This is a genomic window from Pseudorhodoferax sp. Leaf267, from assembly GCF_001422405.1.
In the GTDB taxonomy this organism is placed as follows: domain Bacteria; phylum Pseudomonadota; class Gammaproteobacteria; order Burkholderiales; family Burkholderiaceae_C; genus Pseudorhodoferax.
The window spans coordinates 634,748-660,440 of record NZ_LMMV01000001.1; the positions used below are offsets into that span (position 1 = coordinate 634,748).

Genomic DNA, 25,693 nt, shown 5'->3' on the forward strand with positions numbered 1-25,693 from the left:
GTTACTTTCCGCCCCAGTGGACGAAGCGGCGCTCGGCCAGCAAAAAAACGAGATTCATCACGTAGCCGAGCAGGCCGGCCGCGAAGATCGAAGCGTACATGTCGGGCATGTCGAAGATGGTCTGCGCGTTCATGATGCGCTGGCCCAGGCCGTCGGTGGAGCCGATGAACATCTCGGCCACGATCACGATGACCAGCGCGATGGACACGCCCGAGCGCATGCCCACGAAGACTTGCGGCATGGATTCGAGCAGCGTCACGTCGGTCAGCACGCGCCAGCTCGGCGCGCCCATGACCTTTGCCGCCAGCTGGCGCTGCTTGCGCGCGCTCATCACGCCATAGGCCACGTTGAAGAGGATGGCCAGCGCCGCGCCGAAGGCGGCCACGGCGATCTTGGTCTGCTCGCCCACGCCGAAGAGCACCAGGAACAGCGGGAACATGGCCGAGGCCGGCGTGGAGCGGAAGAAGTCGATCGCGAACTCGATGCCGGCGTAGATCTTCTCGTTGCTGCCCAGCAGCACGCCCAGCGGCACGGCGATCGCGGTGGCGATGCCGAACGACAGCACGGTGCGCACGATGGTCTTCTCGAAGTCGGCCCACAGCGTGCCCTGGAACAGGCCGTTCCAGAACGCCTGCAGCGTCTCCAGCGGCGAGGGCAGCAACACCGGGTCGACGGCCTTGGTCGTGTGCGCGAAGGCCCACAGGCCGATGAGCGCGGCAATGCCCCACAGCGGGCGCAGCTTGCCCAGTACATCGTTGAACGTCATTTGCGCACCTCGCGTTGGAAGATCGCCAGCGCCTCGGACTTCACCTCGATGAAGCGCGGCGTGACGGTGGTGTCGGCCGTGCGCGGGCGCGGCGCGTCGAACAGCAGGTTGTCGGCCACTTGCGTGGGCCGCTTGGTCAGCAGCAGCACGTGGTCGGCCAGCAGCACGGCCTCGTCCAGGTCGTGCGAGACCAGCATGGTGGTGACCTTGCGCTCGACCAGCACCTTCTGCAGCCGCTCGCGCAGGAACATCACCATCTCGTAGTCCAGCGCCGAGAAGGGCTCGTCGAGAAACAGCACCTCCGGGTCCACCACCAGCGCCCGCATGATGGAGACCATCTGCTGCTGGCCGCCCGACATCTGGTAGGGGTAGCGGTTGAGGTCCAGCTTCACGTCGAAGGCCTGCATGAGCCGGTCGAGCCGCTCGGCCTGCTCGCCCTTGGAGAGCTTGAGGTACTGCAGCGGGTAGCGGATGTTGTCGATGGCGCGCATCCACGGGAACACGGCCTCGCGGTAGTTCTGGAACACGTAGCCGATGCGCGTCTCGCGGGCTTCCTTGCCCTCGAACAGGATCTGCCCGCCGTCGTAAGGCAGGATGCCCGCGATCATGTTGATCAGCGTGCTCTTGCCGCAGCCGTTGGGGCCGAACACCGAGGTGATCCTGCCGTGCGGGATGTCCAGGTCGAAGTTCTCGTAGACGGCCGCGCCCGCGAAGCGCTTGGTCAGCCCGCGGATCGTGATGTGCGTGCCGGCCGGGAACCAGCGGCCGCCGGCGGCGGCGGGCGCGGGCGTGGCGGCCATGGGGGTGTTGGAGGGCATCGCGCGCATCACAAGGCCTTGACCAGGGCCTTGCCGTCGACCTTGTCCTTGACCACGCCGAGCTGCTGGCCGATGTCCAGGAATTTCTGGAAGTCGTCGGTGTCGGCCGGCTTCATGTCGGCGGCCATCACGATGCGCGGCAACGGCACGGAGGCGGCCAGCTCGGGCGGCACCTTCATGCCGGCGATGAGATAGCCGCGCGTGCTGCTGTCGCTCTGCGCGGCCTGCACGCCGCGCGCCCACACGGCGGCGAAGCGCTTGGCCACGTCGGGCCTGTCGGCGATGAACTTGTCCGACAGCACGGCGCCGGCGGCGAAGGCCGAGGCGTCCTTGCGGCCCAGCAGGTGGGTGGCGATGACGCCGGCCTCGACGCGGCGGCCGATCTTCTGCGCTACCATCACCGTGGCGGCCGGCTCCAGCGTGTAGCCGCCGTCGAAGTTGCCGGACTGCAGCGCACCCAGGTGCACGCCGATCTGCTGTTCCTGGATCGTGAAGTCCTTGCCCTCGGTGAGGCCCACCTTCTTGAGCACCGCGCGCGCCGCGCCGATGTTGGCCGGGCCGGGGGCCGAGAACAGCTTGAACCCGTTCTTGAAGTCGGCGAGGGTCTTGGCGGGGCTGCCGGCCTTGACGACGAACTGCTCGATCACGTACTGGCTGTTCTGCCCGTTCAGCGAGATGTACTTGAGCGTGCCGGGTCGGCGCGATTCCATGTTGGCGCCTTCCAGCGTGACGAGGTTGGCCGCGCCGTCGATGCCATTGGAGATCAGCGCCTGCACGGTCAGCGGGTGGCTGGTCATGGGGATCTCTTCGACCTCCAGGTTCGCGTCCTTGAACCAGCCGCGGTTTTGCGCGATGTAGAAGGGCAGCGCGGCACTGGAGGGGAACACGCCAAACTTGATCTTGTCGGCCGCGTGGGCGGCCAGCGGCAACGCAAGCGTGGAGGCGGCCAGGGCCAGGGCGGCGGTGCGGCGCAGGAAGTCAGAGCGTTGCATGCGGGGGTTCTCCGGAGAAGGTGGGGTAATGGTCGAAGTCGAAAAACGAGTGGCCGGCGCGGTAGACGCGGCCGGGCGACATGTCGGGCGGGGCGCCGGGCTCCACGGCGCCCTCGAAGGTCAGCTCCAGCTGCACGCCGCTGGGGTCGTAGACGAACAGCTGCCACAGCGTGGTGCCGGGCACGAGGAACTCGCGCCAATCCAGGCCTGCGTCGCGAAAGCGCCGCACGTAGGCGTGGTAGCCGCTGCAGGCCAGAGAGACGTGGTCGATGGCGGCCGTGCCCTGGGGCACGGTGGCCGAGCCTGCCAGCGCGGGGCCGCCGGCATAGACATGGATGATGGCCTGGCCGCCCGGTTGGCCACAGGCCAGCCAGGCGCCGGGGTAGCCGAAGTCGGGGCGCGGCACCTCGCGCAGGCCGATCACGCCGGTCCAGAAGGCGCGCGTGCGGGCCAGGTCGGCGGTCTTGATGGCCAGGTGGAAGAGGCCGTGGGTGAGGGCTTGGGTCATGGGAAGTTGCGGCCGTGCGGGCCCTCACCCCAGCCCTCTTCCAGGGGGAGAGGGAGTGAAGAGGCGCGCGTGGGATTTGCTCCCTCGCCCCTCTGGGGAGAGGGTTGGGGTGAGGGGAGCGGCACATCGCGGAACAGCGTCGCCAGATCCGCCAGAAACGGCGCCTCGGTCTTCCACCGCGTCCCCGCCACCGGGTCGGCGCCGGCCAGCATGGTGTCGGTGGCCTGCACGGACAGTGCCATCACGAAGCGGATGCGCTCGCGGCGCGCGGCGTCGATGGCTTGCAGCCAGCCGCGTGCGGCCAGCCGGCCCGCAGCGACTTCCGCCTCGATCAAGAGCGCCGCCGCGCACGCGTCCTCCATCGCCTGCGTCGCGCCCTGGCCCAGCGTGGGGGCCATGCCGTGGGCGCTGTCGCCCAGGTACAGCACGTCGGCCTGCGGCTCGGCGAACAGCACGTCGGACTCCTGCATGCGCGCCCAATGCGCCTCGGCCAGGTTGGCGCACAGCGCATCGAGCAGCCACGCCATCTGCGCGCTGGGCTGGCCGCTGGCGGGCGTGTAGGTGGCGCGCATGCTGGCCTCGGTCTTCCACTCGTCCTTCAATGGCGCACCGGGCTCCACGGGGTAGGTCGCGGCGATGTAGACCTGGCCGGGTGGCACGCGGAAGGCCAGCAGCCGGTGCGCGCCGTTGAACCACTGGCCGTAGTCGTCGATGAGGCCGGCGCTGGTGTCGGGCACCAGCGTGCGCAGGATGGCCACGCCGATGTGGCGTGGCTCGGGCAGCCCAGAGAACGCGGCGCGCGTGGCGGAGTAGCGGCCGTCGGCGCCGATCAAGAGGTCGATGCCGTCCAGCGTGATGGTCTGGCCGTCCTGTGTGTAGCGCACGCAGGTCTTGCCGGCCTGGGTGCAGGGGCCGATGTGCTCGACCTGGCAGCCGTAGCGGATGGCAGTGCCCGCGCCTTCGCGCAGCACGCGGTACAGCTCCGACCAGCGGATGCGGATGCCCGGGTTGTCGGCCACCTGCGTGAGCGGCAGGTCCATCAGCACCGTGCCGTCGGCCATCGCCACATGCCAGTGCTTCCAGGGCAGGCTGGCGGCTTCGACGCTGGCGGCAAGCGCCGGGTCGCAGCGGCGCAGCGCCTTGATGGCGTTGGGGCCGACGTTCAGGCCCGTGCCCGATTCCGAATGGTCTTCGGGGCCGACGCGTTCCAGGCAATGGACGTTCAGGCCGGGCAGGCGGGACAGGCGGCGCGCCAGGATGGCGCCGGCCACGCCGGCGCCGATGATCACGATCTTCATGCGGGGAGACTTTCCATCTGGGGCAACACCGGCCAGCGCCATGGAAGGCCCTGGTGCTGCAAAAAGGATTGGCCGAGCGCACACAGCAGCGCGTCGCTGCTGCGCGGGCCCAGCAGTTGCAGGCCGATGGGCAGGCCGTCGGCCTGGCCGGCCGGCAGGGCCAGCGCGGGCAGGCCGGCGCCGTTGGCGAAGGCCGTGAACACGGCGTGGCCGCGTGCGTCCACGGCCTGGCCGTCGATCTCGGTGGGGTGGCTCTGGTCGGCGGCCCAGGGCATGGCGGCGCAGGCCGGCGTGAGCACCACATCGTGGCCGGCGAACACGCGGTCCATGGCCTCGCTCAGTGTGCGCTGCACGGCCTGGGCCTCGAACAGATCGGTGGCGCGCCAGGCGCGGCCGGCCAGCAGCATGCTGCCCAGGGCCGGCGTGAGCTGCGCCTCGCGGCCGCGCAGCGGCTCCAGCACGGCGGCCAGCCCGGTGCTGCTGAGCACCGGCCAGGCGCGGCGGTTGAAGTCCTCCACCTCGGCCGGGGCTTCGGTCACGTCCACGCGATGGCCCATGGCGCGCAGCCGCTCGGCGGCGGCGTCGACGCGCTGCGCGATCCGGGCGTCGACGGCGCTCGCGCCGATGCGGCGCCAGTGGGCGATGCGCAGGGGGCGCTGGACGGCGGGCAGGGCGTGCGGCATGGCAGGCGCGATGACTTGCAGGATGCGTACCAGGTCGTCCAGGCTGCGCGCGATGGGGCCGATCACCTCCAGGCCCGGCAGCATCTCGGGCAGGCCGTCGGCGCGCGGCACCACGCCCCGGCCGGGCTTGAAGCCGACCAGGCCGGTGTAGGCACAGGGCCGGCGGATGGAGCCGCCGCCATCGGTCGCCAGCGCCAGCGGGCCGATGCCGGCTGCCACCGCGGCCACGGCGCCGCCGCTGGAGCCGCCCGGCGTGCGCGCCAGGTCCCAGGGGTTGCGCGTGACGCCGAACAGCGCGTTGTCGGTATAGCCCTGCAGCGTGAACTCGGGCACGTTGGTCTTGCCGAACAGCACGGCGCCGGCCGCGCGCAGGCGCGCCACGGGCGATTCGTCGCGGGCCGGGCGGTGCTCCGCGAACAGCCGGCTGCCCCAGCGGCAGGGCAGGCCACGCTGGGGGATGTTGTCCTTCACGCTGATGGGCACGCCGTCCAGTGGCGACAGCGGTGTGCCGCGCTGCCAGCGCTCGGCGCTGGCCTGGGCGGCCGCGTGGGCGGCGGCATCGTCGCGGGCGATCACGGCGTTGAGGGCCGGGTTCACGGCGTGCAGGCGCGCCAGCACGCTGGCCAGTGCCTGGACGGGCGAAAGGCTGCCGTCGGCATAGCCGGCGACCAGATCGCCGGCCAGCAGCTGCCAGGGCTCCTTGACGTGCTCAGACATGGGCGATCACCGCGACAAGGCCGCCACCGTCCGGCCCCTGGTGCTCGGCACCGCCGGACACGAAGATGCGCGGGTCGCCCAGCACGCCGGCCACCAGCGCGCCCACGGCGCCGCGGATGTGGCGCTGGGCGTTGATGTCGGTGTCGTCGAGCATGGTGTGGCGCGCGCCGCGCACCTGGCCGCGCCGGTCGGGCTCGCACTTGACGAACACGGCGGCGATGCGGCTGGCGTCCTCGGCGGCCAGCTGGGGGCGGGCCCGCAGGCCCACGGCGGACAGCGCCGCGCCCACGGCGGCGATGTCCAGCGCGTCGCGCATCGGCGCGCAGCCCATGCGCAGCGGGCCCTGCCAGCGCCGGCTGTGGCCCAGCACGATGACCTCGTTGCACTCGACCTCCACGCCGCAGGACACGCTGGCGCGCGACGAGAAGTGCTCGAAGTCGCGCAGCAACGCTGGCTCCAGCGCCGCATCGTCGGGCAGCTCGCCCAGTGCGATGGCGGTGCCGAAAGCGCCGGCCGCGCGTGCATAGGCCATGGAGCGGCCAGGGTCCGCCGTCAGCACCGCATGGCCTTCGGCGGCTGCGGCCTGGGCGCGCGCCGATGTGACGCACGGGGTCTTGAGCTGCACGAAGGCCACGTCCTCGGCGCGCGCGATGCCGGCGTCGCGCATGGCGGCGCGCACGGCGTCGGCCACTGCGGCGACCTGCGCCCAGCGGCCGACCTCGTGCGCCGGGGTGTGCGCGCTCATGGCGGTGCCGATGGCCAGCGCTGCCTCGCCCGTGGCCGGCTCCGCGCCCTCGGGCCGGCCGCTGCGCGCGAAGACCACGTAGTGCGGGCTCAGCACGCCCTCGGTGCCGCCGGACAGCACGCACGGCAGTTCGCGCACCAGCGCCTCGGCCGGGCGGCCCAGGCGCGCGGCCAGCAGGCCCATCAGCGACTGCGTGAAGTAGCCGCGCGTGAAGTCGTTGACGCCGCCGTTGCCCTCGGTCTTGCCGATGACGGCCACGATGTCGCGGGCCTGCAGCGCGCCAGCGTCCAGCAGCGCGGCCAGCGCCGAGAGGTCGCCCGGGTGGGCCATGGCCAGGCGCCGCACCTGGAGCTGCGGGCGGGTGTCGAGGGGGGTGGAGTTGGTGGTGTGCATGGTGCTGCGGTGCAACAGAAACCGCAGTATGGGCAGCGCGTGCGCAAACCACCAGCGCATAGTTTCGACCGCACCGAGCGCAATTTGTGTGCACTGGAACGGCGCCGCTCCAGTGGCGCCGACATGCTTGCGCCACATTCGCACGGGCGCACGCCCGGAAAATCCAACCCAAGACCAGCCCACCGGACCGACCCCATGCCAGCAGCCTTCGTTGACGTGACCCACAACCCCTGGGGGGTGTTGCTCTCGTTCCTGATCGCCAGCTTCGCGGCCTACGTCGCGCTCGACCTGGCGAGCCGGGTGCGATCGAAGGACCGCACCATCGCCAGGGCCTGGTGGATCGGCGGCTCGTTGGCGATGGGCACGGGCATCTGGTCCATGCACTTCGTCGGCATGCTGGCGGCGTCCCTGCCGTTCGCCGTAGGCTACGGCTATGCGATCACGGCGCTGTCCTGGGTGGCAGCGGTGGCGGTGTCGGGGGTGGGCCTGCATGTGGCCAGCCGTGCGCACTTGAGCCTGGGCAGGCTGGTCCGTGGCTCGGCGGTGATGGGTGCGGGCATCTGCGTCATGCACTACACCGGCATGGCGTCGCTGGAGCTTGCGCCCGGCATCCAGTGGAACTGGCTGCTGGTGGCGGCATCGGCCGCCATCGCGGTCGTCGCCTCGGCGGTCGCGCTGCTGATCTTCTTCGCGCTGCGCCGCTACGGCGGCAGCATGCAGCGCAACCTGCAGGTGCTGGCCGCACTGGTCATGGGCGCGGCCATCTGCGGCATGCACTACACCGGCATGGCCGCGGCCGAATTCTCCGTGGGCAGCGTCTGCATGAGCGTGGACCAGCTGCGCGGCGACCACCTGGGCCTGCTGGTGGCCGTGGCCACGACCGTGCTGCTGAGCCTGACCATGTTCAGCTCGCTGCTGGACGCCCGCATGCAGAGCAAGGCCGAACTGCTGGCGGAATCGCTCAAGAGCGCCAACACCGAGCTGCAGCAGATCGCCTTTCGCGACGCGCTGACCGGCCTGCCGAACCGCCTGCTGCTGGACGACCGCGTGAACTCGGCCGTCGAACGCTGCCGCCGCGACCGCGTCAGCATGGCCATGCTGTTCATCGACCTGGACGGCTTCAAGCCCATCAACGACTCCTTCGGACACCGCGTGGGCGACGCCGTGCTGAAGGAAGTCGGCCGGCGCCTGGCCACGCAGCTGCGCGCGGCCGACACCGCGGCGCGCGTGGGCGGCGACGAATTCGTGCTGCTGCTGGAGGGCAGCGCCGACTCGGCCGCCATCGCGCAGACGGCGCAGCGCCTGATCGACCTGGTCAGCGCCGCCATGCACATCGATGGCCACGAGTTGCGGCTGTCGTGCTCGATCGGGATCGCGCTGTTCCCGTCGGACGGCCCGCAGAGTGACCTCATGGCGCATGCCGACGCGGCCATGTACGCGGCCAAGCGCGCGGGCGGTGCGTCCTACGCCTTCTTCGAAGCGCACATGAATGCCGGCGTGCGCGAGCAGATCGAGCTGCAGCGCGACCTGCGCTCGGCGGTGGAGCGCAACGAGCTCGAGCTGTACTACCAACCCAAGGTCAGCGCCGGGCGCACCGTCATCACCGGCGCCGAGGCACTGGTGCGCTGGCGCCATCCGGCGCGCGGCATGGTGAGCCCGGCCGTGTTCATCCCCGTGGCCGAGCGCTTCGGCCTGATCAACGCCATCGGCGGCTGGGTCATCGAGGAGGCCTGCCGCCAGGTGGCCGACTGGCTGGCCCAGGGCCTGCGCGTGCGCGTGGCGATCAACCTGTCGGTGCACCAGCTGCGCCAGGACGACTTCGCGCGGCGCGTGGCCGCCGTCATCGAGCGCCGCCGCATCGACCCCGCGCTGCTGACCTTCGAGATCACGGAGTCCGTGGCGATGGAAGATGCCGAGGGCACGCTGCGCGCGTTCGAGGAGCTGAGCCGCATCGGCGTGCGCCTGTCGATCGACGACTTCGGCACGGGCTATTCCAGCCTGTCCTACCTGCGACGGCTGCGGGTAGGCGAGCTCAAGATCGACAGGTCGTTCGTGCAGGACCTGGAGTCCAGCGCCGATGCGCGCGCCATCGTCGAGGCCGTGATCCGCCTGGCCCATGTGCTGGGGCTCAAGGTCGTCGCCGAAGGGGTGGAGACGGTCGGCCAGCAGGAGGTGCTGACGCAGCTGCAGTGCGACGACTTGCAGGGCTTCCTGTTCGCCCGGCCCATGGCTGCGGATGCGATGGCCCGGTGGGCCGAGGACAACCGGGCCCCGGGCCAGGTGCCCTTCGGCCTGTCGTCGTTCGTGCCGACCTGATCGGTGGGAGGGCGCGCCTGCTGCGAGGCCTGGCCCCGCGCGATGTGGTCAGTCCGGCAGCAGAGCCAGCCGGCCCACCAGCGTCTCCAGGAACGACAGGCCGGCGATCGGCAGCACCCGCCCCTCGCGCGTGGCCAGCACCAGCTGGCTCTGCGAGAACGCCGGGTCGCTGAGCGGGATGGAGCGCAGCTCGCCCAGCCGGGCCTCGCGCAGCGTGCCGATCTGGAACTGGAAGCTGATGGCGCCGGTCGCGCGCGTGAACTCCTTGAGCGTCTGCACCGAGCTGGCCTCCAGCGCCACCTGCAGCGTGAGCCGCGAGCGGGCCGTGACGGCGTCGATCAGCCGCCGGCTGCCGAAGGAGCGGTCGCCCAGCGCCACCGTGTGGTCCTGGCAGTCGGCCAGGCGCAGGCTGGCGCGGTCGGCCAGCGGGTGGTCGGGCCGCAGCATGGCGCACAGCGGCTGGGGCACGGCAGTGACGACGCGCAGGCTCTCCGAGGGCTGCGGGTCGTGCACCAGCACCAGGTCCACGTCGTCGGCCAGCAGCGCCTGCACGAGCTGCGCCGTGACGCCCGCGAGGACCTGGAACTGCACGCCCGGGTGCGTCTGCTGGTAGTGGGCGATGGTGGCGGGCATCAGGTCGGTGGCCACCGACTCGGCGCAGCCCACGCGCACGGTGCCGCGCACCAGGCCGCGCAGCTGCTCGATCTGCGATTCGGCCGCACGCAGATCGGCCAGCGTGCGGCGCACGGCCGTCAGCAGCACCTCGCCCGCGGCGGTGAGCCGCACGCCGCGCGGCAGCCGCTCGAACAGCGGCGTGCCGATCTCCGATTCGATCTCCAGGATCTTGCGGTTCAGCGCGGTGGAGGCCACGTGCAGCTTGTCGGCGGCCTTGCGGATGGAGCCGGCGCGGGCCACCGCATCCAGGTAGACGAAGTGGCGGGGCGCATGCAGCATGGGCGGGATTCTTTCATGGCCGCCTGCACCGGCCGCGCGCCGTGGTGGCGATGGCGCTCAGCGTGCGGGCGGCTTGGGCACGGCGTCGTAGCGCATGTCAGCGCTGGAGTGCCGGGCGATCTCGGCCATCTGGTCCTGCTCGGCCTTGACATGGGCTGGCCGCGCCAGGATGGCCTGCTGCCAGGCAGCCAGCGCAGGCAGATCGTTCAGCAGCTCGAGCCGGTGCGCGATCTTCAGGATGGAGGCGACCATCAGGTCGGCCACCGAGAAGGCGTCGCCCACGAACCAGGCGCGGCCGTCGCGTGCCTTCTCCAGCAGGGCCAGGCGTTCCTTGGCCATGGCCGTGACCGCCGGCCGCCGGGCGGCCTGCGCCGCCGGGTCGTCCATGAAGTACTCGACCTCGGCGACGTTGAACAGGAAGGGCTCGACCGAATTGAGGCCGGCGACCACCCACTGGATCGCGGCCGAGCGCTCGGGCGTGCCATCGGCGCCGATGTAGCGGCCGGCGCGCATGGCCACGTCCAGCACGATGGCGCCGCTCTCGAACAGCGGCGGCCGGCCCTCCTCCTCCAGCACCGGCAGCTGCCCGAACGGCTGCTGGGCGCCCAGGTAGCGGGCCGACTTCATGGTCGGCGCATCGACGAGCCGCACTTCATAAGGCCAGCCCACTTCGTTGAGGATCCAGCGCACGCGGTGGTCGCGCACCTGGCCCGCCGCGAACGGCGGCGCCCACTTCATGGCGGTGACGGTAATCATGGTGTCCCCCTTGGCATGTCGGCACAGCCTTCCAGTAAAGGCATCACCGATCCGCGGCCTGGTCGGGATGCAGCGCATCCGCGTGCCGGAAATGGCTGACATGCAGGCGCGCCGCGCAGGAGGGCGCAGGCGCCCGCAGGCGCACGCGGAACTCAGGCGGGCACTGCTGCGCTTGCCTGCTGCAATGCAGCCGCGCCGCGCCGGCGCCGCGCGATGGCCGCGATGCCGGCCACGCCCAGCAGCGCCAGCAACGCGCTCGACGGCTCGGGCACGGCGGCCACGAACTCGTCACGCGCGATCAGCGCCAGGTCGGGGTAGTTGGAGAAAACGCCGTCCAGGCCCCATTCGAAGAACTGCGTGTACTGCGGCAGCGCCGTGGCCGGGTCGGGGCGGCTGAAGGTGTAGGCGTGCACCAGCAGGCCGGCGTCGTGCGCGGCGCCGATGAAGGCTTCGCCCAGGCCGCTGATCGAGGGGCCCACGCCGTCGGCATAGGCGGCGATGGCGGCCAGGCCCAGGTTGGTCAGCGAAGTGGCCGAGCCCAGCACCACGAGCTGGAAGTCCAGGCCCAGCGCGCTCTGCTTGTCGTGCAGGTTCTTGATGGTGTCGGCGCTGAAGGACTGGATGAACAGCTTGCTGGCGTTGCCGTAGCCGTTGTCGGCCAGCGTCTTGAGCACCAGGTCTTCCATGGTGGCGCCACCGGCCTTGGCTTCGGGGTAGATGCCGATCTCGCGCCCGGTCTCCAGGCTCAGGCGCTGCGCCAGCGTGATGACTTCCTGGAACGTGGGGATGCGGAACGCGTCGGCCGAGGTGGGCGTGAAGCCGGGGTAGCTGGGCTTGGCCGTGCCGACGAACTTCATCTCCAGCGTCTTGAGCTCGGCCAGCGTGAAGTCGGCCACGCGGTAGCCGCCGTTGCGCTGGGCGAAGACGTCGGCCACGTTCGTGGTGCGCGTCAGCGTGGCGTCGTGGATCGCGACCAGCTGGCCATCGCGGGTCAGGTGCAGGTCGGGCTCGATGTAGTCCACGCCCATCTTCACGGCCAGCTCGTAGCCGGCCAGCGTGTGCTCGGGCAGGTAGCCCGAGGCGCCGCGGTGTGCGATGACGATGGGTGCCTGGCCGTGCAGCGTGGTCTGCGGTGCGGCGTAGGCAATGCTGGCCGGCAGGGTGGTGGCCAGGGCGAAGGCGAGGCCGGTGAAGCGGCGCGAGAAGCTCAGGTGCATGGGTGATGGCTTGTAGTGTGGAGGGATGCGTGGCGCCCGCAAGGCGGCTGCCGCAGGCCAGCTTAGGCAGGCCGTGTGACAGTTCTGAGCCAAATCCCCACAAACTGCCGGCGCATCGGCGCGAGCCGGTGCGCTGCCGCCCACAAGCGCCTTGGCCGCAATCGCGCCGGGGCGCAGCGGATGGGCTCAGTCGCAGCGCCCGTGGGCCGAGCGCGCCAGCTGCGCGCCCTTGAGCAGCGCGAACGTGCTGTCGCCGCCCACCAGCTCCAGGTGCGGGCCCTGCACGCGCAGTTCCATCGCGCGCTTCGCACCGGGCAGAGAGTGCAGGCGGTTGCCCTGCACCGTGCCCTCGTACTCGCGCACGCGGCCGGCGCGTGTCATGGTCGCGGTGAAGTTCTGGAAGCTCTGCTCCACGGCGAACTGCACGCCTCGCACCAGCCCCGTGCCGCACCACAGGCCCTGCACGTCGGCGGGCACGGTCCACAGGTGGACCTTGCTGGTCTTCTCCAGCCCGACCTTCTTGTCGGGCACGGGCAGCACGGTGGTCTGGTCGGGCTTCCAGTCGCCCATGTCCCAGTCGTGCGAGACGATGCGCGTGCCGGGTCTGAGCTTGAGCAATTCGGGGCGCAACGCGAGGTTGACCTCGGGCAGCAGGTACATGGTGATCACGCTGGCCTTGGACAGGTCGGTCTTGAAGATGTCCTGCTCGCGGAATTCCACGCGGTCGGCCACGCCGGCCTTGCGCGCGCTCTCCTGGCTCTGGCGCACCAGGTCGGGCACGATCTCCACGCCCAGGCCGCTGGCGCCGAAGCGCTGCGCGGCCAGGATCACGATGCGGCCGTCGCCCGAGCCCAGGTCGATCACGTGGTCGTCCTTGCCGACACCGGCAATGCGCAGCATCTCCAGCGTCACGTTGTCGGGCGAGGTGACGAACGGCACCTCTTCCATGGCCTGCGCGAGCAGCGGCAGGCAGGCGATGAGCAGGGCGCTCGAGAGTCGGCGCAAACGCATCAGGCGGTGATCCCTTTGTAGAGCATGTACGCGGCCAGCAGGTACAGCACGCTGGCGAACACGCGCTTGAGCGTGGCCACGGGCAGGGTGTGGGCGGCCCGGGCGCCCAGCGGCGCGGTGAGCACGCTGGCCAGGGCGATCACGCCCAGGGCAGGCAGCCACACATAGCCCAGCGAGCCGGCCGGCAGGTCGGCCACGTTGCGGCCGGCCAGCACATAGCCGATCACATTGGCCAGCGCGATCGGAAAACCCAGGCCCGCGCTGGTGGCCACGGCGTTGTGGATGGGCACGTTGCACCAGGTCATGAAGGGCACGCTGATGAAGCCGCCCCCCGCACCGACCAGGCCCGACAGGAAGCCGATGCCGCTGCCCGCGGCCACCCGGCCGGCCGGGCCCGGCAACTGGCGCGTGGGCTTGGGCTTCCTGTCCAGGAACATCTGCGTGGCCGAAAAGCCCACGAACAGGCCGAAGAAGATGGCCAGGTAGGCGCCCTTGAGCAAGGCGAACACGCCCAGGCTGGCGACGAGGCTGCCGAGCACGATGCCGGGCGCCAGCGTCTTCACGAGGTCCCAGCGCACCGCGCCGCGCTTGTGGTGCGCGCGCACGCTGGCGATGGATGTGAACATGATGGTGGCCATCGAGGTGGCGATCGCCATCTTCACGGCCAGGTCCGCCTCCACGCCCTGCCGGGATAGCAGGAAGGTCAGGAACGGCACCATGAGCATGCCACCGCCGATGCCGAGCAAGCCGGCCAGGAAACCACTGCCCAGCCCCAGCAGGGCGAGCTCGATCAGCAACAGGGATGACATCGAACGGGGGGGGGAGGGGGAGAGAGAAGAAAGGTGTCTGCAAGTGCCACCGGACCGGCATCCTGAACCGGGGTTCAGGTGGGCTAGGTCAGCCTGGAGTTGGGATCATCTGACGCGAGACGTTCACGCTCCCCAGGAAATGTTCCAGGCCCGGGCTCATATGAGCATTGGTTCAAGGAAATATAAAGCCCGGCATGCACTGCAGACGGCTTCATTCTAGGACGAATGCGCCGCGCAGTTGGCGCAAAAGACGCACGGCGCGCGGTGTTGTTGCGAGGGGGCTTTACAACAGCCGGCCGTCGTCACCCAAAGCCTCGTCGAGCCGGGCCACGATGGCGGCGAGCGCAGCCTGCTGGTCGCCGGGCGCTTCGGCACCGGGCTCGGTGGCGGGCGGCGTGGACTGGTCGAAGGCCAGGTTCAGCGCGGCCAGCACGGCGATGCGGTCGCGCGCCTTGATGCGGCCGGCATCGCGGATCGCGCACATGGCGCCGTCCACGCGCTCGACGGCCAGCAGCATGCGGGCCTCGCCGCCTTCGGGGCAGCCGAGCAGGTAGCTCTGGCCGAGGATCTTGACTTCGAGCTGCTTCATGGCGTGTCCTGGTGGGGCGCATGCGCAGGCGCTGGCGGGCTCAGGGGGCCGCCTTCGGGCAGGCGCTCGAGCAATGCGTCGATGCGCGCACGTGCAGCGGCCAGGCGCGAGCGCAGCGAATCGCGCTCGCGCGTCAGTGCGTCCACCTGTTCCGTGAGCAAGGCGTTGGTCCGCTGCAACTCGCGGTGGCGCAGCAGCAGGCGCTCCGTGCGTTCGGCGATCTGCTGGATTTGGGTGGCATGGTCCATGGCGGCCCGCATTGTAGGGTTTGCACCCGTAGAATCCGCGCCGTTGGTGCTCGCGGCGTGGTTCACGCGCTGCGGTTCAACGGGAAGCAGGAGGGTGCCCGACCAAGGGGTGTCTAACCTGCGCTGCCCCCGCAACGGTAAGCGGCCGAAGTCCTCGCGACTTCCACTTCAACACATCGCCACTGGCGGCCCGCAAGGCCCGCTGGGAAGGCGTTGAAGCGAGCGCCGCCAGCCCGGATACCGGCCAACGAGGTGGTCCGCCCACGCCGTGCTCGCACGGCGTGGCGTGGCCCGTGCGCCCATTCGCCGGCGGGGAAGCCGGCGCGGGTATTTTTTGATCGGCATCTGTCCCATGAGAATTGCAACGTCCCACGTGCGCCTGGCCGCGCTCCCCCTGGCCCTGTCCGTCTGCTGGCCCTTGGCGGCATCGGCGCAAGCCAATCCCTCCCTGGCATCCACCGTGGTCACAGCCAACCGCACGGCGCAGGCGCTGGCCGACCTGGTGGCCGACGTGTCCATCGTCGACCGCGCCACCATCGAGCGCAGCGGCGCAGTCGGCGTGGCCGATGTGCTGGCGCGTCTGCCCGGCGTCCAGATCGCGCGCAATGGCGGCCCGGGCAACGCCACCAGCGTCTTCCTGCGTGGCGCCGAGTCGCGCTACACCGCGGTCTACCTCGATGGCGTGCGGCTCGACTCGCAGGCCACGGGCGGCGTGCAGTGGGAGCAGATCCCGCTGTCGCAGATCGACCGCATCGAGGTGCTGCGCGGCCCGGCCGCGGCGGTGTATGGCTCCGACGCCATCGGCGGCGTGATCCAGCTGTTCACGAAGAAGGGCGAGCCCGGCAAGCCTGCGGTCTATGCCGGCGTGGGCCTGGGCAGCCACCGCACCTACCGCCTCGAAGCCGGCGTCAGCGGCCGCACCGGCGTGGACGGTGCCGTCGACTATGCGCTGGGCATCGACAAGGAGCGCAGCGAAGGGTTCGACGCGCAGCCGCTGCGCCTGCGCGCGCCGACCGCGAGCACCGTGAACCACGACGCCGACGGCTACGAGCGTCTGTCGGGCAATGCGCGCCTGGGTCTGCAGGTCAACAGCGCGCACCGGCTGGACGCCACGCTGCTCATGACCAAGCTCAATTCCGGCTACGACGCATTCGTGAGCCCCGCGGCTGCGCCCGTGGACGACCGCAACGACCACCGCCTGCGCACCGCGGGCCTCACCTGGTCGGCGAAGTGGACCGACGCCTACACCACGCGCCTGCAGGTCACGGACTCGCATTCCCGCTATGCGACCAACCCTTCCTACTACCGCAGCGAGACCGACCTGCGCGGCTACCTGTGGCAAAACGAGTACCGCATCGGCGCGCACCTGCTGAGCGCCACGCTGGAGCGCCGCGAGGATGCGCTGGAGAACGGCAGCATCGACCGCGACCGCAACCAGAACGCGCTGGCCCTGGGCTACGGCTTCACGAGCGGCGCGCATGCGCTGCAACTGCATCTGCGCCGCGATGACGACAGCGAGTTCGGCGGCCACACCACGGGCAGCGCCGCCTACGGCTACGCCATCACGCGCCAGCTGCGCGCCACCGTGTCGGCCGGCACCGCGTTCCGCGCCCCCACGCTGTACCAGCGCTTCAGCGAATACGGTGTCGGCAGCCTGGAGCCCGAGAAGGGCCGCAACATCGAGGCCGGCCTGCGCTGGACGGAGGGCGCCAGCAGCGTCGGCGTGGTGGCCTACCGCAACCGCGTGCGCAACATGATCATCTTCGGCGCGGCAGGCCCTTGCGCCAATGACTTCGGGTGCTACGAGAACGTGGGCCGTGCGCAGTACGAAGGCATCACGCTGTCGGGCAACCACCAGGTGGGCAACGTTCAACTGCGCGCCTCGCTGGATTTCCAGAACCCCAAGGACCGCGACACCGAGAAGCAGCTCGCGCGCCGCGCCAAGCGCTACGCCACCGTCGGGGCCGACACGCAGATCGCCGGCTGGACGGTGGGCGCCGAGGTGCAGGCCACGGCCAAGCGCTTCGACAACGCCGCCAACACCAACGTGCTGGGCGGCTACACGCTCGTGAACCTGTACACCAGCACGCAGGTGGCGCGCGACATCATGCTGACGGCACGCCTGGACAACCTGACCGACAAGGACTACCAGAACGCGCGCCTGTACGCCAACGCCGGCCGCACGGTCTGGGTCGGCCTGAAATGGGCGCCGCAATAAGCCAGCGCTGCCCGGCCGTCCTGGTCGCCGCGCCGGCCTCGGGCCAGGGCAAGACCACGGTGGCCTGCGCGCTCGCGCGGCTGCACACGCGCCAGGGCCGGCGCGTGCGCGTGTTCAAGTGCGGGCCGGACTTCCTCGACCCGTTCTGGCTGGCCCTGGCCAGCGGCGCGCCCGTGTACCAGCTCGACCTGTGGATGACGGGCGAGGCCGATTGCCGCGCGCGCCTGCATGCCGCAGCGGCCGAGGCCGACCTCGTCATCGTCGAGGGCGTGATGGGCCTGTTCGACGGCCAGCCCAGCGCGGCCGACCTGGCGCGGCGCTTCGATCTGCCGGTGCTGGCCGTCGTGGACGCGTCGGCCATGGCCGGCACCTTCGGCGCGCTGGCCCATGGCCTGCAGCATTACCAGCAAGGCCTGCGCTGGGCCGGCGTGCTGGCCAACCGCGTGGCCAGCGAACGCCACGCGCAGATGCTGCAGGACGGCCTGCGCACGCCGCAGGACTGGCAGGGTGCGTTGATGCGCGACGCCGCACTGGCGCTGCCCGAGCGGCATCTGGGCCTCACGGCCGCGCACGAGGTCGGCGATGCGCTGGCACGCCTGGACGCGGCGGCCGACGCCCTGGCCCGCACGCCGCTGGGCCGCATGGAGCTGCCCGCCCTGCAGCGCTTCGCCGTGGACTTCGCGCCTCCGCAGGCGCCCCCGCCCGTGCCGCGGCTGCTGGCCGGCACCACGGTCGCCGTGGCGCGCGACGCGGCCTTCTGCTTCCTCTACGCCGCCAACCTGGACACGCTGCTGGCACTGGGCGCGCGGCTGGTCTTCTTCTCGCCCTTGCAGCAAACGGCCGTGCCCGACTGCAACGCGCTGTGGCTGCCCGGTGGTTATCCCGAGCTGCATGCGCGGCGGCTCACGGGCAACGCCGCCCTGCGCGCCAGCCTCGCGGCCCATGTGCAGGCCGGCAAGCCCGTGTGGGCCGAGTGCGGCGGCATGATGGCGCTGTTCGAGCGCATCACCCTGGCCGACGGCCAGGACGTGCCGCAATGGGGCCTGCTGCCCGGCCACGTCGCCATGCAGCCGCGGCTGGCCGCGCTGGGGCCGCAGCAGCTGGACCTGGACGGCCAGGTGCTGCGCGGCCACACCTTCCATTACTCCACCTGCAGCACCACGCTGGTGCCGCGCACGCACACCACGCGGCCGGGCAGCGATGCGCCGGTCGAGGCCGTGTTCCAGCAGGGATCCATCCGCGCCAGCTACTTCCACGCGTGGTTCGCGTCGAACCCGCGCGCCACGGCGGCGCTGTTCACGCGGGAGGCAGAGCGCCATGGCTGAGCTGATCCTGGGCGGCCAGAAGAGCGGCAAGTCCAGACGCGCCGAGCTGCTCGCGCGCGACTGGCTGGCAGGCGATCCGGCGCGCGACGCCGTGCTGATCGCCACCGGCCAGCCGTACGACGACGAGATGCGCGCGCGCATCGCCCGCCACCGGCTCGATCGCGCCCGGCGCGTGCCTGGCCTGCGCACGGTGGAGGAGCCGCTGCAGCTGGCCGCCGCCATCGCCGCGCACAGCGCGCCCGGCACACTCGTGGTCGTGGACTGCCTGACGCTGTGGCTCACCAACTGGCTGATGCCGATGTCGGCAGCGCCACGCGCCGGCGACCCGGCCGCTGCCATCGACGCACTCGAAGCCGCGGTGCGATCCACGCGCGGCCCTGTGCTGCTGGTGGGCAACGAGATCGGCCTGGGCGTGATCCCGCTGGGCCGCGAGGTGCGCCAGTTCGTCGATGCGCTCGGCGGCCTGAACCAGCGCATGGCCGCCGCCTGCAGCCGCGTCACACTCATGGCCGCGGGCTTGCCGCTGGTGCTCAAGGACTCCGGATGAACAAGCTGTTGCGCCTGGGCCTGGCGTTGTGGATGGGCTGCATCGGCCACGCGCTGGCTGCGCCCTACGAGATCGTCGACGAGACCGGTGCGCGCCTGCGTTTCGACGCGCCGCCCCAGCGCGTGGTCTCGCTGCTGCCTTCGCTGACCGAGACCGTTTGCGCGCTCGGCGCCTGCGCGCGGCTGGTGGGTGTGGACCGTTTCTCCAACTGGCCGCCCGAGGTGCGCGCGCTGCCGCAGCTGGGTGGTGGCATCGACCCCAACATCGAATCCATCGTGCGTGCGCGGCCCGACGTGGTGCTGGTCTCGCACAGCGGCCGCGTAGGCGAGCGGCTGCGCGCGCTGGGCCTCAAGGTCGTGGTGCTGGAGCCCAAGAACCATGCCGACGTGCGCCGCGTGCTAAGCACGGTGGGCCAGCTGCTGGGCGTGCCGGGCGCCGAGGCCGCGGTCTGGCAGAGCATCGAGCAGGGCATGGCGCAGGCTGCGGCCGCACTGCCCGAGAACGCGCGCCGTGCCCGCGTCTACATCGAGGTCAGCCGAGGGCCGTATGCGGCGGGCGAGGCGTCCTTCATCGGCGAGACGCTGGCGCGCCTGGGCGTGGCCAACGTGGTGCCGGCTGCATTGGGCCCGTTCCCCAAGCTGAACCCCGAGTACGTGGTGCGCGCCGACCCCGACCTCATCATGCTGGCCAACCGCACTATGCAGGCCGAGATCGACTACCCGGGCTGGCAGGCCATGCGCGCCGTGCGCGAACAGCGCATCTGCCTGTTCTCCCTCGACGACGCCGAGATCGTGGTGCGGCCCGGCCCGCGCATGGACCAGGCGGCGCGCGTGATGGCCGATTGTTTGAAGGCCAGGGCCCCGTGAACCAGCGGCGCGCGACCTGGCTGGCCTTGGCGCTGGCGCTGCTGTCGGGCCTGCTGGCCCTGCTGGGTGCCAGCGTGGGCAGCACCGGCTTTGACTGGCCCTGGCGCCTGCAGGCCGACCCCATGGGCTGGCAGATCGTGCGCGACATCCGCCTGCCGCGCACGCTGGGCACCTGGCTGGCCGGTGCGCTGCTGGGCCTGGCCGGTGCCGTGGCGCAGGGCCTGTTCCGCAATCCGCTGGCCGACCCCTACCTGCTGGGCAGTGGCTCGGGCGCGCTGCTGGCCGTGGCTGCCAGCATGGCGGCAGTGGGCGGCTCGCCGTTCGCGATGTCGTGGCTGGCGCGCACGGGGCTGGCCGGTGCGGCCTTCATCGGTGCCGTGGCCGGCGTGCTGCTGACACTGGCACTGGCCCAGGGCGTGCAGCACACGCTGCGGCTGCTGCTGGCCGGCGTGATCGTGGGCGTGGTGCTGAGCGCCTTCACCTCGCTGTTGATGCTGCTGTCGCCCGAGATCATGCAGGCGCTGCAGGCCTTCATGCTGGGCAGCACCGGCACGGTGGGCTGGTCGGCCTGCGCGCTGATGGCCGTGCCGCTGGCCCTCAGCGCGCTGGTGGCGTGGGGGCTGTCGCCCACGCTGGATGCGCTGGCGCTGGGCGAGGCCACGGCCACCAGCCTGGGCATCCCGCTGCCGGCCATGCGCATGGCGCTGGTGGCGGTGCTGGGCCTGGCCACGGGCGCGGCCGTGGCGCAGACCGGGCTGGTGGCCTTCGTCGGGCTGGCCGCGCCGCACCTGGCGCGCTCGCTGGTCAAGGTCACGCACGGGCGGCTGATCCTGCTGGCCGCGGGCACGGGCGGCGTGCTGCTGCTGGGGGCGGACATCCTGGCCCGTTGGCTGATCGCGCCGCAGGAGCTGCCCGTGGGCGTGCTGACGGCCGTGCTGGGCGGCACCTATCTGCTGTGGCTGATGCGCCAGCGCACGCGTGCCGGGGGCGGGCTGTGAGCTTCACCCTCGCAGCCCGCGATCTGCATGCCGCGCAGGGCGGCGTGGAAGTGCTGCACGGCGTGGCGCTGCAGCTGATGGCCGGGCGCTGGACCTCCATCGTCGGCCCCAATGGCGCCGGTAAATCGACGCTGCTCAAGGCGCTGGCCGGGCTGCTGCCCAGCACCGGCGAGCTGCTGCTGCACGGCCGTCCTCTCGCGGACTGGCGCAGCCGCGAACGCGCACGCCAGATCGCCTGGCTGGGCCAGAACGAAACCGCGGCCGATGACCTCTCGGTCTACGACGTGGTCATGCTGGGCCGCCTGCCGCACCGCGCCTGGCTGGCCGCGCCGTCCGAGGCCGACCACGCCGCCGTGCTGCAGGCGCTGCGCGCCACGCATGCGCTGGACTGGCAGGCGCGCCCGCTGGCCCGGCTGTCGGGCGGCGAGCGCCAGCGCGTGCTGCTGGCCCGCGCGCTCGCGGTGCAGGCGCCCATCGTGCTGATGGACGAGCCGCTGGCCAACCTGGACCCACCGCATCAGGCCGACTGGCTGGCGATGGCGCGCGCGCTGGCGCACGAGGGCCGCACGGTGGTCAGCGTGCTGCACGAGCTGCCGGCCGCGCTGCAGGCCGATGCGTTGGTCATCGTGGAGCGTGGCCGCATCGCGCACCACGGCGCCAGCAGCGACGCCGCGACGCACCGGGCGCTGGAGTCCGTGTTCGCCCAACGTGTGGCCGTCCACCACGTGGCCGGCCAATGGATCACCGTCCCACAATGAAACACCCCCAGTCTGCGCGCTGCGCGCTCCGCCAACCCCCTCAAGGGGGCGCCGCCAGCGGCCTGGCAGAGCCAGTTCCGCGGCGGCCGCTGGCTTGGCCTGCTCCGCGGCCTCTCGAACAAGCGCTTGCGACCAGGCCCTGTGCGATAGAAGCGACGAGCAGCACAACCCGTCACTGAGATTCATCCATGCAGATCGAAACCCCACCCAGCACCAAACCCTACGAGAAGCCCGAGGGCGAACGCCGCGGCCTCGTCATCGTCAACACCGGCGACGGCAAGGGCAAGAGCACGGCCGCGTTCGGCCTCGCGCTGCGCGCGCACGGACGCGGCAAGGCCGTCAAGATCTACCAGTTCATGAAGGTGCCGAGCGCACGCTTCGGCGAGCACCGCATGTTCGAGCAGTTGGGCATCCCGATCGAGGGCTTGGGCGACGGCTTCAGCTGGAAGAGCCAGGACCTGGAGCGCTCGGCCCAGCTCGCGCGCGACGGCTGGGAGAAGGCCAAGGCCGCCATCGTGTCGGGCCACTACTTCATGGTCACGCTGGACGAGATCACCTATCCGTTGGTCTACGGCTGGCTGCCGCTGGACGACGTACTCGCCACGCTGCGCGCGCGGCCACGCGAGGTGCACGTCGTGCTGACGGGCCGGCGCTGCCCGCCCGAGATCATCGAGCTGGCCGACACCGTGACCGAGATGACCATGGTGAAGCACGCGTTCAAGGCCGGCATCCCGGCGCAGCGCGGCATCGAGGATTGACGGCCGCCGCGGCGCTGTGGATCGCGCTGCTGGTGGACCGCCTGTGGGGCGAGCCGCCGGCCGCGCTGCATCCGGTCGTCGCCATGGGCCGCTACCTGGGCTGGGCCGGCCGGCGCCTGCCGCAGCCGCCGCGCGCGGCGTTCTGGTTGGGTGCCGCGGGGTGGTGCGCGGGTGCGCTGATGGTCGGCCTGCTGGCGGCGGTCGTGCAGTGGGCGCTGTGGCGCTGGCTGCCGGCCTGGGCCGCGGCCGTGCTGCTGGGCGTGCTGCTCAAACCCTTGCTGGCCTGGCGCATGCTGCGCGACGAGGTGCAGGCGGTCGAGGCGGCGCTGGCGCAGTCGCTGGACGCGGGCAGGGCGCGCCTGGCCTTCCTGGTCAGCCGCGACACGGCGCCACTCGACGCCAGCGCCGTGCGCGAAAGCGCCATCGAATCGCTGGCCGAGAACCTCAACGACTCCGTCGTCGCACCGCTCTTCTGGTTCGTGCTGCTGGGCCTGCCGGGCGCGGCCGTCTACCGTTTCGCGAACACGGCCGACGCGATGTGGGGCTACCGCAGCGTGCGCAACGGCCGCGACTGGGAGTGGGCTGGCAAATGGGCGGCCCGCGCCGACGATGTGCTGAGCTGGGTGCCGGCGCGCATCACGGCGCTGCTGCTGTGCCCCGTGCGTGCCTACGCCGCGCTGCCTGTCGAGGCTGGGCGCACGCCATCGCCGAACAGCGGCTGGCCGATGGCGGCGATGGCGTTGCGGCTCGGGGTGCGGCTGGGCAAGCCCGGGGTCTATGTGCTGAACGCAGGGGGCCGCTCGCCCACGGCGGCCGATGCGGCGCGGGCGGTCTGGCGTGGCGGACTCGCCGTGCTCGCCATGGGCTCGCTCAGCGCTGCGATGCTGCTGGTGTAGGACAGCAGTGGCCGGCTCGAAGGAAGCAGCGCTGCTGGCCTTCAGACGCCTGAAGGCAAGGCCGGCCGATATCATGGCCCGCTCTCCCATCGAGGCCACCAATGCACCACATCCCCTTCGGCCGCACCGGCCTGCAAGTCTCCCGTCTGTGCCTGGGCTGCATGAGCTACGGCGCGCCCGACCAGGGCAACCACCCGTGGACCCTGCCCGAGGCCGCGAGCCGGCCGTTCCTGAAGAAGGCGCTGGACCTGGGCTTCAACTTCTTCGACACGGCCAACGTGTACTCGGCCGGCAGCAGCGAGGAGATCGTGGGCCGCGCGCTGGCCGAATACGCGCCGCGCGACGCCTTTGTGGTCGCCACCAAGGTGCATGGCCGCATGCGGCCCGGCCCGAACGGCGCGGGCCTGTCGCGCAAGGCCATCCTGGCCGAGATCGACCACAGCCTCATGCGCCTGTCCATGGACCACGTGGACCTGTACCAGATCCACCGCTGGGACTACGCCACGCCGATCGAGGAGACCATGGAGGCGCTGCACGACGTGGTCAAGGCCGGCAAGGCGCGCTACATCGGCGCCTCGTCCATGTACGCCTGGCAGTTCGCCAAGGCCCAGGCCGTGGCCGAGCGCCACGGGTGGACGCGCTTCGTCTCGATGCAGAACTACCTGAACCTGCTGTACCGCGAGGAGCAGCGCGAGATGCTGCCGCTGTGCCGCGACCAGGGCGTGGCGGTGATGCCCTGGAGCCCTCTGGCGCGTGGCCGGCTCACGCGCGACTGGGACGCCGAGAGCAGCCGCGCCGAGACCGACGACTTCGGCCGCACGCTGTATGCGAAGACGGCCGAGGCCGACCGCAAGGTGGTCGAGGCCGTGGCCCAGGTCGCCGCGGCCCGCGGCGTGCCGCGCGCGCAAGTGGCGTTGGCCTGGGTGCTGCAGCAGCCGGGCGTGACCTCGCCGATCGTGGGTGCGACCAAGCTGGAACAGCTGGACGATGCGGTGGCGGCGCTGGCGCTCAAGCTCACGCCCGAGGAGACGGCGGTGCTGGAGGCGCCCTACGTCCCGCACGCCGTCGTCGGCTTCTCGTGATGCAGGCTCTGCTCGATGCCGCACGCGCCGCGCAGGCCCAGGCCTATGCGCCGTACTCGCGTTACCGGGTCGGCGCTGCGCTCGCCACGCCGGACGGCCGCGTGTTCGCAGGCTGCAATGTGGAGAACGCGGCCTATCCCAGCGGCACCTGCGCCGAGGCCGGTGCCATCGCGGCCATGGTGGCGGCTGGCGGGCGCGAGATCTCCGACATCGTGGTCGTGGGCGACGGGCCCGAGCTGGTCACGCCCTGCGGCAACTGCCGCCAGCGCATCCGCGAGTTCGCGACCGCAGCCACGCGCGTGCACGCGGCGGGCACGGCGGGCGTAGCGCGCAGCTTCACGATGGACGAGTTGCTGCCGGCGTCCTTCGGCCCCGCGCATCTGCAGGTTGGCTAAGGCCTGCGGCCCTCGAGCAGCTTGACCAGCGCCCACATCGCACGGTTGACCGGCGTGGCGATGCCCAGCGCCTCGCCGCGGCGCACGATGAAGCCGTTCAGGTGGTCGATCTCGGTGGGCTTGCCGCGTGCGAGGTCCTGCGCCGTGGACGAACTCTGCGCCGGCATGGTGCCGGCCAGGCGCTCCACGGCAGTGTGGATGTCGCCGGGCAGCTGCACCCCCTCGGCCTGCACCACGGCCAGGCATTCGGCGACCAGGTCGCCCATCAGCCGCGGCACGCCAGCGCCTTCCACCATGCGGCCATAGGGCAGCTGCGTGATCGCCGAGATCGCGTTGTACGCGCAGTTCAGCACCAGCTTGGCCCACAGCGCGCCGCGCACATCGGGCGAGACCTCGGTCGGCACGCCGGCCTCGTGCAGCAGCCGCGCGAGCGACTCGGCGCGGGGCCCGGGCTCGATGACGAGCTCGCCGCGGCCATGGTGGCGCACATGGCCTGGGCCGGCCATCTCGGTGGCCACATAGACCACGGCGGCTGCCACCTCGTTCGGCAGCACCGTGCGCAGGCGCTCGGCGTTGTCCACGCCGTTCTGCAGCGTGAGCACCAGGGCCTGCGGCGACAGGTGCGCGGCCAGCGCCCGGCCGGTGGGTTCCGTGTCTGGTGACTTCACGCTGAAAAGCACGAGATCGGCGCCGGCCACGGCCGCCAGGTCGGTGCTGGCCTGCAGCCCGACTTGCTCGTCGAAAGCCTGCGTCTGCACGCGCAGGCCGTTGGCGGCAATGGCCTGCACATGGGTTGGGCGGCCGATCAGCACGACGGCATGGCCGGCACGCGCCAGCATGCCGCCGTAGTAGCAGCCGACCGCACCAGCGCCGACAACGGCGACCCGCAGCGGCGATGAGAACGTGGAGGTGGACATGCGCAGGCCTTGCGAAGTGGACAACGGCGCGCATTGTCATCCGTGCTTGCTTCAAATGCGCGCCCGTGGCCGCGGCTCCCAGTGCCGGCTTGGCCCTTAGACTGCGGCGCCTG

Annotated in this window: 26 protein-coding genes and 1 riboswitch; of the genes, 11 read left to right on the forward strand and 15 right to left on the reverse strand. The window is 71.4% G+C overall.

Annotation, left to right across the window (positions count from 1 at the left end):
* Window position 1 precedes the first annotated feature (1 nt).
* From ASF43_RS02775 to ASF43_RS02805, 7 genes are read right to left on the reverse strand one after another with little or no spacing between them, the layout of a single operon-like run.
* Window positions 2–766: an ABC transporter permease gene (locus ASF43_RS02775; RefSeq protein WP_056176298.1), complete on the reverse strand. Its 765-nt coding sequence runs from the start codon at window positions 764–766 to the stop codon at window positions 2–4.
* Entirely contained in the window at window positions 763–1,593 is an 831-nt protein-coding gene (locus ASF43_RS02780; protein WP_056176301.1) for an ABC transporter ATP-binding protein, read from the reverse strand. Before ASF43_RS02780 ends, ASF43_RS02775 begins: the two co-directional genes overlap by 4 nt.
* Window positions 1,593–2,576, reverse strand: coding sequence for an ABC transporter substrate-binding protein (locus ASF43_RS02785; protein WP_056176303.1), 984 nt, complete (start codon window positions 2,574–2,576; stop codon window positions 1,593–1,595). Before ASF43_RS02785 ends, ASF43_RS02780 begins: the two co-directional genes overlap by 1 nt.
* Window positions 2,563–3,084, reverse strand: coding sequence for a VOC family protein (locus ASF43_RS02790; protein ID WP_056176305.1), 522 nt, complete (start codon window positions 3,082–3,084; stop codon window positions 2,563–2,565). The genes ASF43_RS02785 and ASF43_RS02790 overlap by 14 nt, the downstream gene beginning before the upstream one ends.
* Complete coding sequence (locus ASF43_RS02795) at window positions 3,081–4,382, reverse strand: FAD-dependent monooxygenase (RefSeq protein WP_156373105.1); 1,302 nt, start codon at window positions 4,380–4,382, stop codon at window positions 3,081–3,083. Before ASF43_RS02795 ends, ASF43_RS02790 begins: the two co-directional genes overlap by 4 nt.
* Window positions 4,379–5,782: an amidase gene (locus ASF43_RS02800; protein WP_056176308.1), complete on the reverse strand. Its 1,404-nt coding sequence runs from the start codon at window positions 5,780–5,782 to the stop codon at window positions 4,379–4,381. Before ASF43_RS02800 ends, ASF43_RS02795 begins: the two co-directional genes overlap by 4 nt.
* On the reverse strand, window positions 5,775–6,920 hold the full coding sequence (locus ASF43_RS02805) for a ring-opening amidohydrolase (RefSeq protein WP_056178054.1): 1,146 nt from the start codon (window positions 6,918–6,920) through the stop codon (window positions 5,775–5,777). The genes ASF43_RS02800 and ASF43_RS02805 overlap by 8 nt, the downstream gene beginning before the upstream one ends.
* 195 nt (window positions 6,921–7,115) lie before the next feature.
* Here ASF43_RS02805 and ASF43_RS02810 point away from each other — a divergent pair, with 195 nt between their 5' ends.
* The gene (locus ASF43_RS02810) at window positions 7,116–9,236 is read left to right on the forward strand and encodes a bifunctional diguanylate cyclase/phosphodiesterase (RefSeq protein ID WP_056176310.1); all 2,121 of its coding nucleotides are present in this window, start codon (window positions 7,116–7,118) and stop codon (window positions 9,234–9,236) included.
* 48 nt (window positions 9,237–9,284) lie between these two features.
* On the opposite strand, the gene ASF43_RS02815 is transcribed toward ASF43_RS02810, so the two are convergent.
* The 7 genes from ASF43_RS02815 to ASF43_RS02845 form a co-directional block, all read right to left on the reverse strand.
* Window positions 9,285–10,190 (reverse strand): LysR family transcriptional regulator, encoded by a 906-nt coding sequence (locus ASF43_RS02815; protein ID WP_056176313.1) that lies wholly within the window; start codon window positions 10,188–10,190, stop codon window positions 9,285–9,287.
* A 57-nt stretch (window positions 10,191–10,247) separates the two neighbouring features.
* The gene (locus tag ASF43_RS02820; RefSeq protein ID WP_056176315.1) at window positions 10,248–10,946 is read right to left on the reverse strand and encodes a glutathione S-transferase family protein; all 699 of its coding nucleotides are present in this window, start codon (window positions 10,944–10,946) and stop codon (window positions 10,248–10,250) included.
* A 152-nt stretch (window positions 10,947–11,098) separates the two neighbouring features.
* Window positions 11,099–12,163 carry a glycerophosphodiester phosphodiesterase family protein gene (locus ASF43_RS02825; RefSeq protein WP_056176318.1) on the reverse strand — a complete coding sequence of 355 codons (1,065 nt, stop codon included), beginning with the start codon at window positions 12,161–12,163 and terminating at the stop codon, window positions 11,099–11,101.
* A gap of 186 nt (window positions 12,164–12,349) precedes the next feature.
* Window positions 12,350–13,174, reverse strand: a complete 825-nt coding sequence (locus tag ASF43_RS31315; protein WP_056176321.1) for a cyclopropane-fatty-acyl-phospholipid synthase family protein — start codon at window positions 13,172–13,174, stop codon at window positions 12,350–12,352.
* Complete coding sequence (locus ASF43_RS02835) at window positions 13,174–13,983, reverse strand: sulfite exporter TauE/SafE family protein (protein ID WP_056176323.1); 810 nt, start codon at window positions 13,981–13,983, stop codon at window positions 13,174–13,176. The genes ASF43_RS31315 and ASF43_RS02835 overlap by 1 nt, the downstream gene beginning before the upstream one ends.
* 283 nt (window positions 13,984–14,266) lie before the next feature.
* Window positions 14,267–14,572, reverse strand: coding sequence for a cell division protein ZapA (locus tag ASF43_RS02840; protein ID WP_056176328.1), 306 nt, complete (start codon window positions 14,570–14,572; stop codon window positions 14,267–14,269).
* A complete protein-coding gene (locus tag ASF43_RS02845; RefSeq protein WP_056176331.1) occupies window positions 14,569–14,820 on the reverse strand; it encodes a hypothetical protein in 252 nt (83 codons plus the stop codon). Before ASF43_RS02845 ends, ASF43_RS02840 begins: the two co-directional genes overlap by 4 nt.
* A 27-nt stretch (window positions 14,821–14,847) precedes the next feature.
* Window positions 14,848–15,084, forward strand: a riboswitch (cobalamin riboswitch).
* A gap of 88 nt (window positions 15,085–15,172) precedes the next feature.
* Between ASF43_RS02845 and ASF43_RS02850 the strand changes: the two genes are divergently transcribed.
* The 10 genes from ASF43_RS02850 (at window position 15,173) to ASF43_RS02895 (ending at window position 24,663) form a co-directional block, all read left to right on the forward strand.
* Window positions 15,173–17,038, forward strand: a complete 1,866-nt coding sequence (locus ASF43_RS02850) for a TonB-dependent receptor domain-containing protein (protein WP_056176334.1) — start codon at window positions 15,173–15,175, stop codon at window positions 17,036–17,038.
* Window positions 17,023–18,363: a cobyrinate a,c-diamide synthase gene (locus ASF43_RS02855; RefSeq protein WP_056176336.1), complete on the forward strand. Its 1,341-nt coding sequence runs from the start codon at window positions 17,023–17,025 to the stop codon at window positions 18,361–18,363. The genes ASF43_RS02850 and ASF43_RS02855 overlap by 16 nt, the downstream gene beginning before the upstream one ends.
* Window positions 18,356–18,910 carry a bifunctional adenosylcobinamide kinase/adenosylcobinamide-phosphate guanylyltransferase gene (locus tag ASF43_RS02860; protein WP_056176340.1) on the forward strand — a complete coding sequence of 185 codons (555 nt, stop codon included), beginning with the start codon at window positions 18,356–18,358 and terminating at the stop codon, window positions 18,908–18,910. Before ASF43_RS02855 ends, ASF43_RS02860 begins: the two co-directional genes overlap by 8 nt.
* A complete protein-coding gene (locus ASF43_RS02865) occupies window positions 18,907–19,776 on the forward strand; it encodes an ABC transporter substrate-binding protein (protein WP_056176344.1) in 870 nt (289 codons plus the stop codon). Before ASF43_RS02860 ends, ASF43_RS02865 begins: the two co-directional genes overlap by 4 nt.
* Before the next feature lie 20 nt (window positions 19,777–19,796).
* Entirely contained in the window at window positions 19,797–20,774 is a 978-nt protein-coding gene (locus tag ASF43_RS02870; RefSeq protein WP_056178057.1) for an iron ABC transporter permease, read from the forward strand.
* Complete coding sequence (locus ASF43_RS02875; protein ID WP_056176346.1) at window positions 20,771–21,532, forward strand: ABC transporter ATP-binding protein; 762 nt, start codon at window positions 20,771–20,773, stop codon at window positions 21,530–21,532. The genes ASF43_RS02870 and ASF43_RS02875 overlap by 4 nt, the downstream gene beginning before the upstream one ends.
* A gap of 188 nt (window positions 21,533–21,720) precedes the next feature.
* Window positions 21,721–22,290, forward strand: coding sequence for a cob(I)yrinic acid a,c-diamide adenosyltransferase (gene cobO, locus ASF43_RS02880; RefSeq protein WP_056176349.1), 570 nt, complete (start codon window positions 21,721–21,723; stop codon window positions 22,288–22,290).
* Window positions 22,287–23,186 carry an adenosylcobinamide-phosphate synthase CbiB gene (cbiB, locus tag ASF43_RS02885; RefSeq protein ID WP_056176351.1) on the forward strand — a complete coding sequence of 300 codons (900 nt, stop codon included), beginning with the start codon at window positions 22,287–22,289 and terminating at the stop codon, window positions 23,184–23,186. The genes cobO and cbiB overlap by 4 nt, the downstream gene beginning before the upstream one ends.
* Window positions 23,187–23,287: 101 nt before the next feature.
* Window positions 23,288–24,268: an aldo/keto reductase gene (locus ASF43_RS02890; protein ID WP_056176354.1), complete on the forward strand. Its 981-nt coding sequence runs from the start codon at window positions 23,288–23,290 to the stop codon at window positions 24,266–24,268.
* Window positions 24,268–24,663, forward strand: a complete 396-nt coding sequence (locus tag ASF43_RS02895; protein ID WP_056176357.1) for a cytidine deaminase — start codon at window positions 24,268–24,270, stop codon at window positions 24,661–24,663. Before ASF43_RS02890 ends, ASF43_RS02895 begins: the two co-directional genes overlap by 1 nt.
* Here ASF43_RS02895 and ASF43_RS02900 read toward each other — a convergent pair.
* Window positions 24,660–25,580, reverse strand: a complete 921-nt coding sequence (locus ASF43_RS02900; protein WP_200932405.1) for a ketopantoate reductase family protein — start codon at window positions 25,578–25,580, stop codon at window positions 24,660–24,662. The two genes, ASF43_RS02895 and ASF43_RS02900, sit on opposite strands and share 4 nt — an antisense overlap.
* Window positions 25,581–25,693 lie beyond the last annotated feature (113 nt).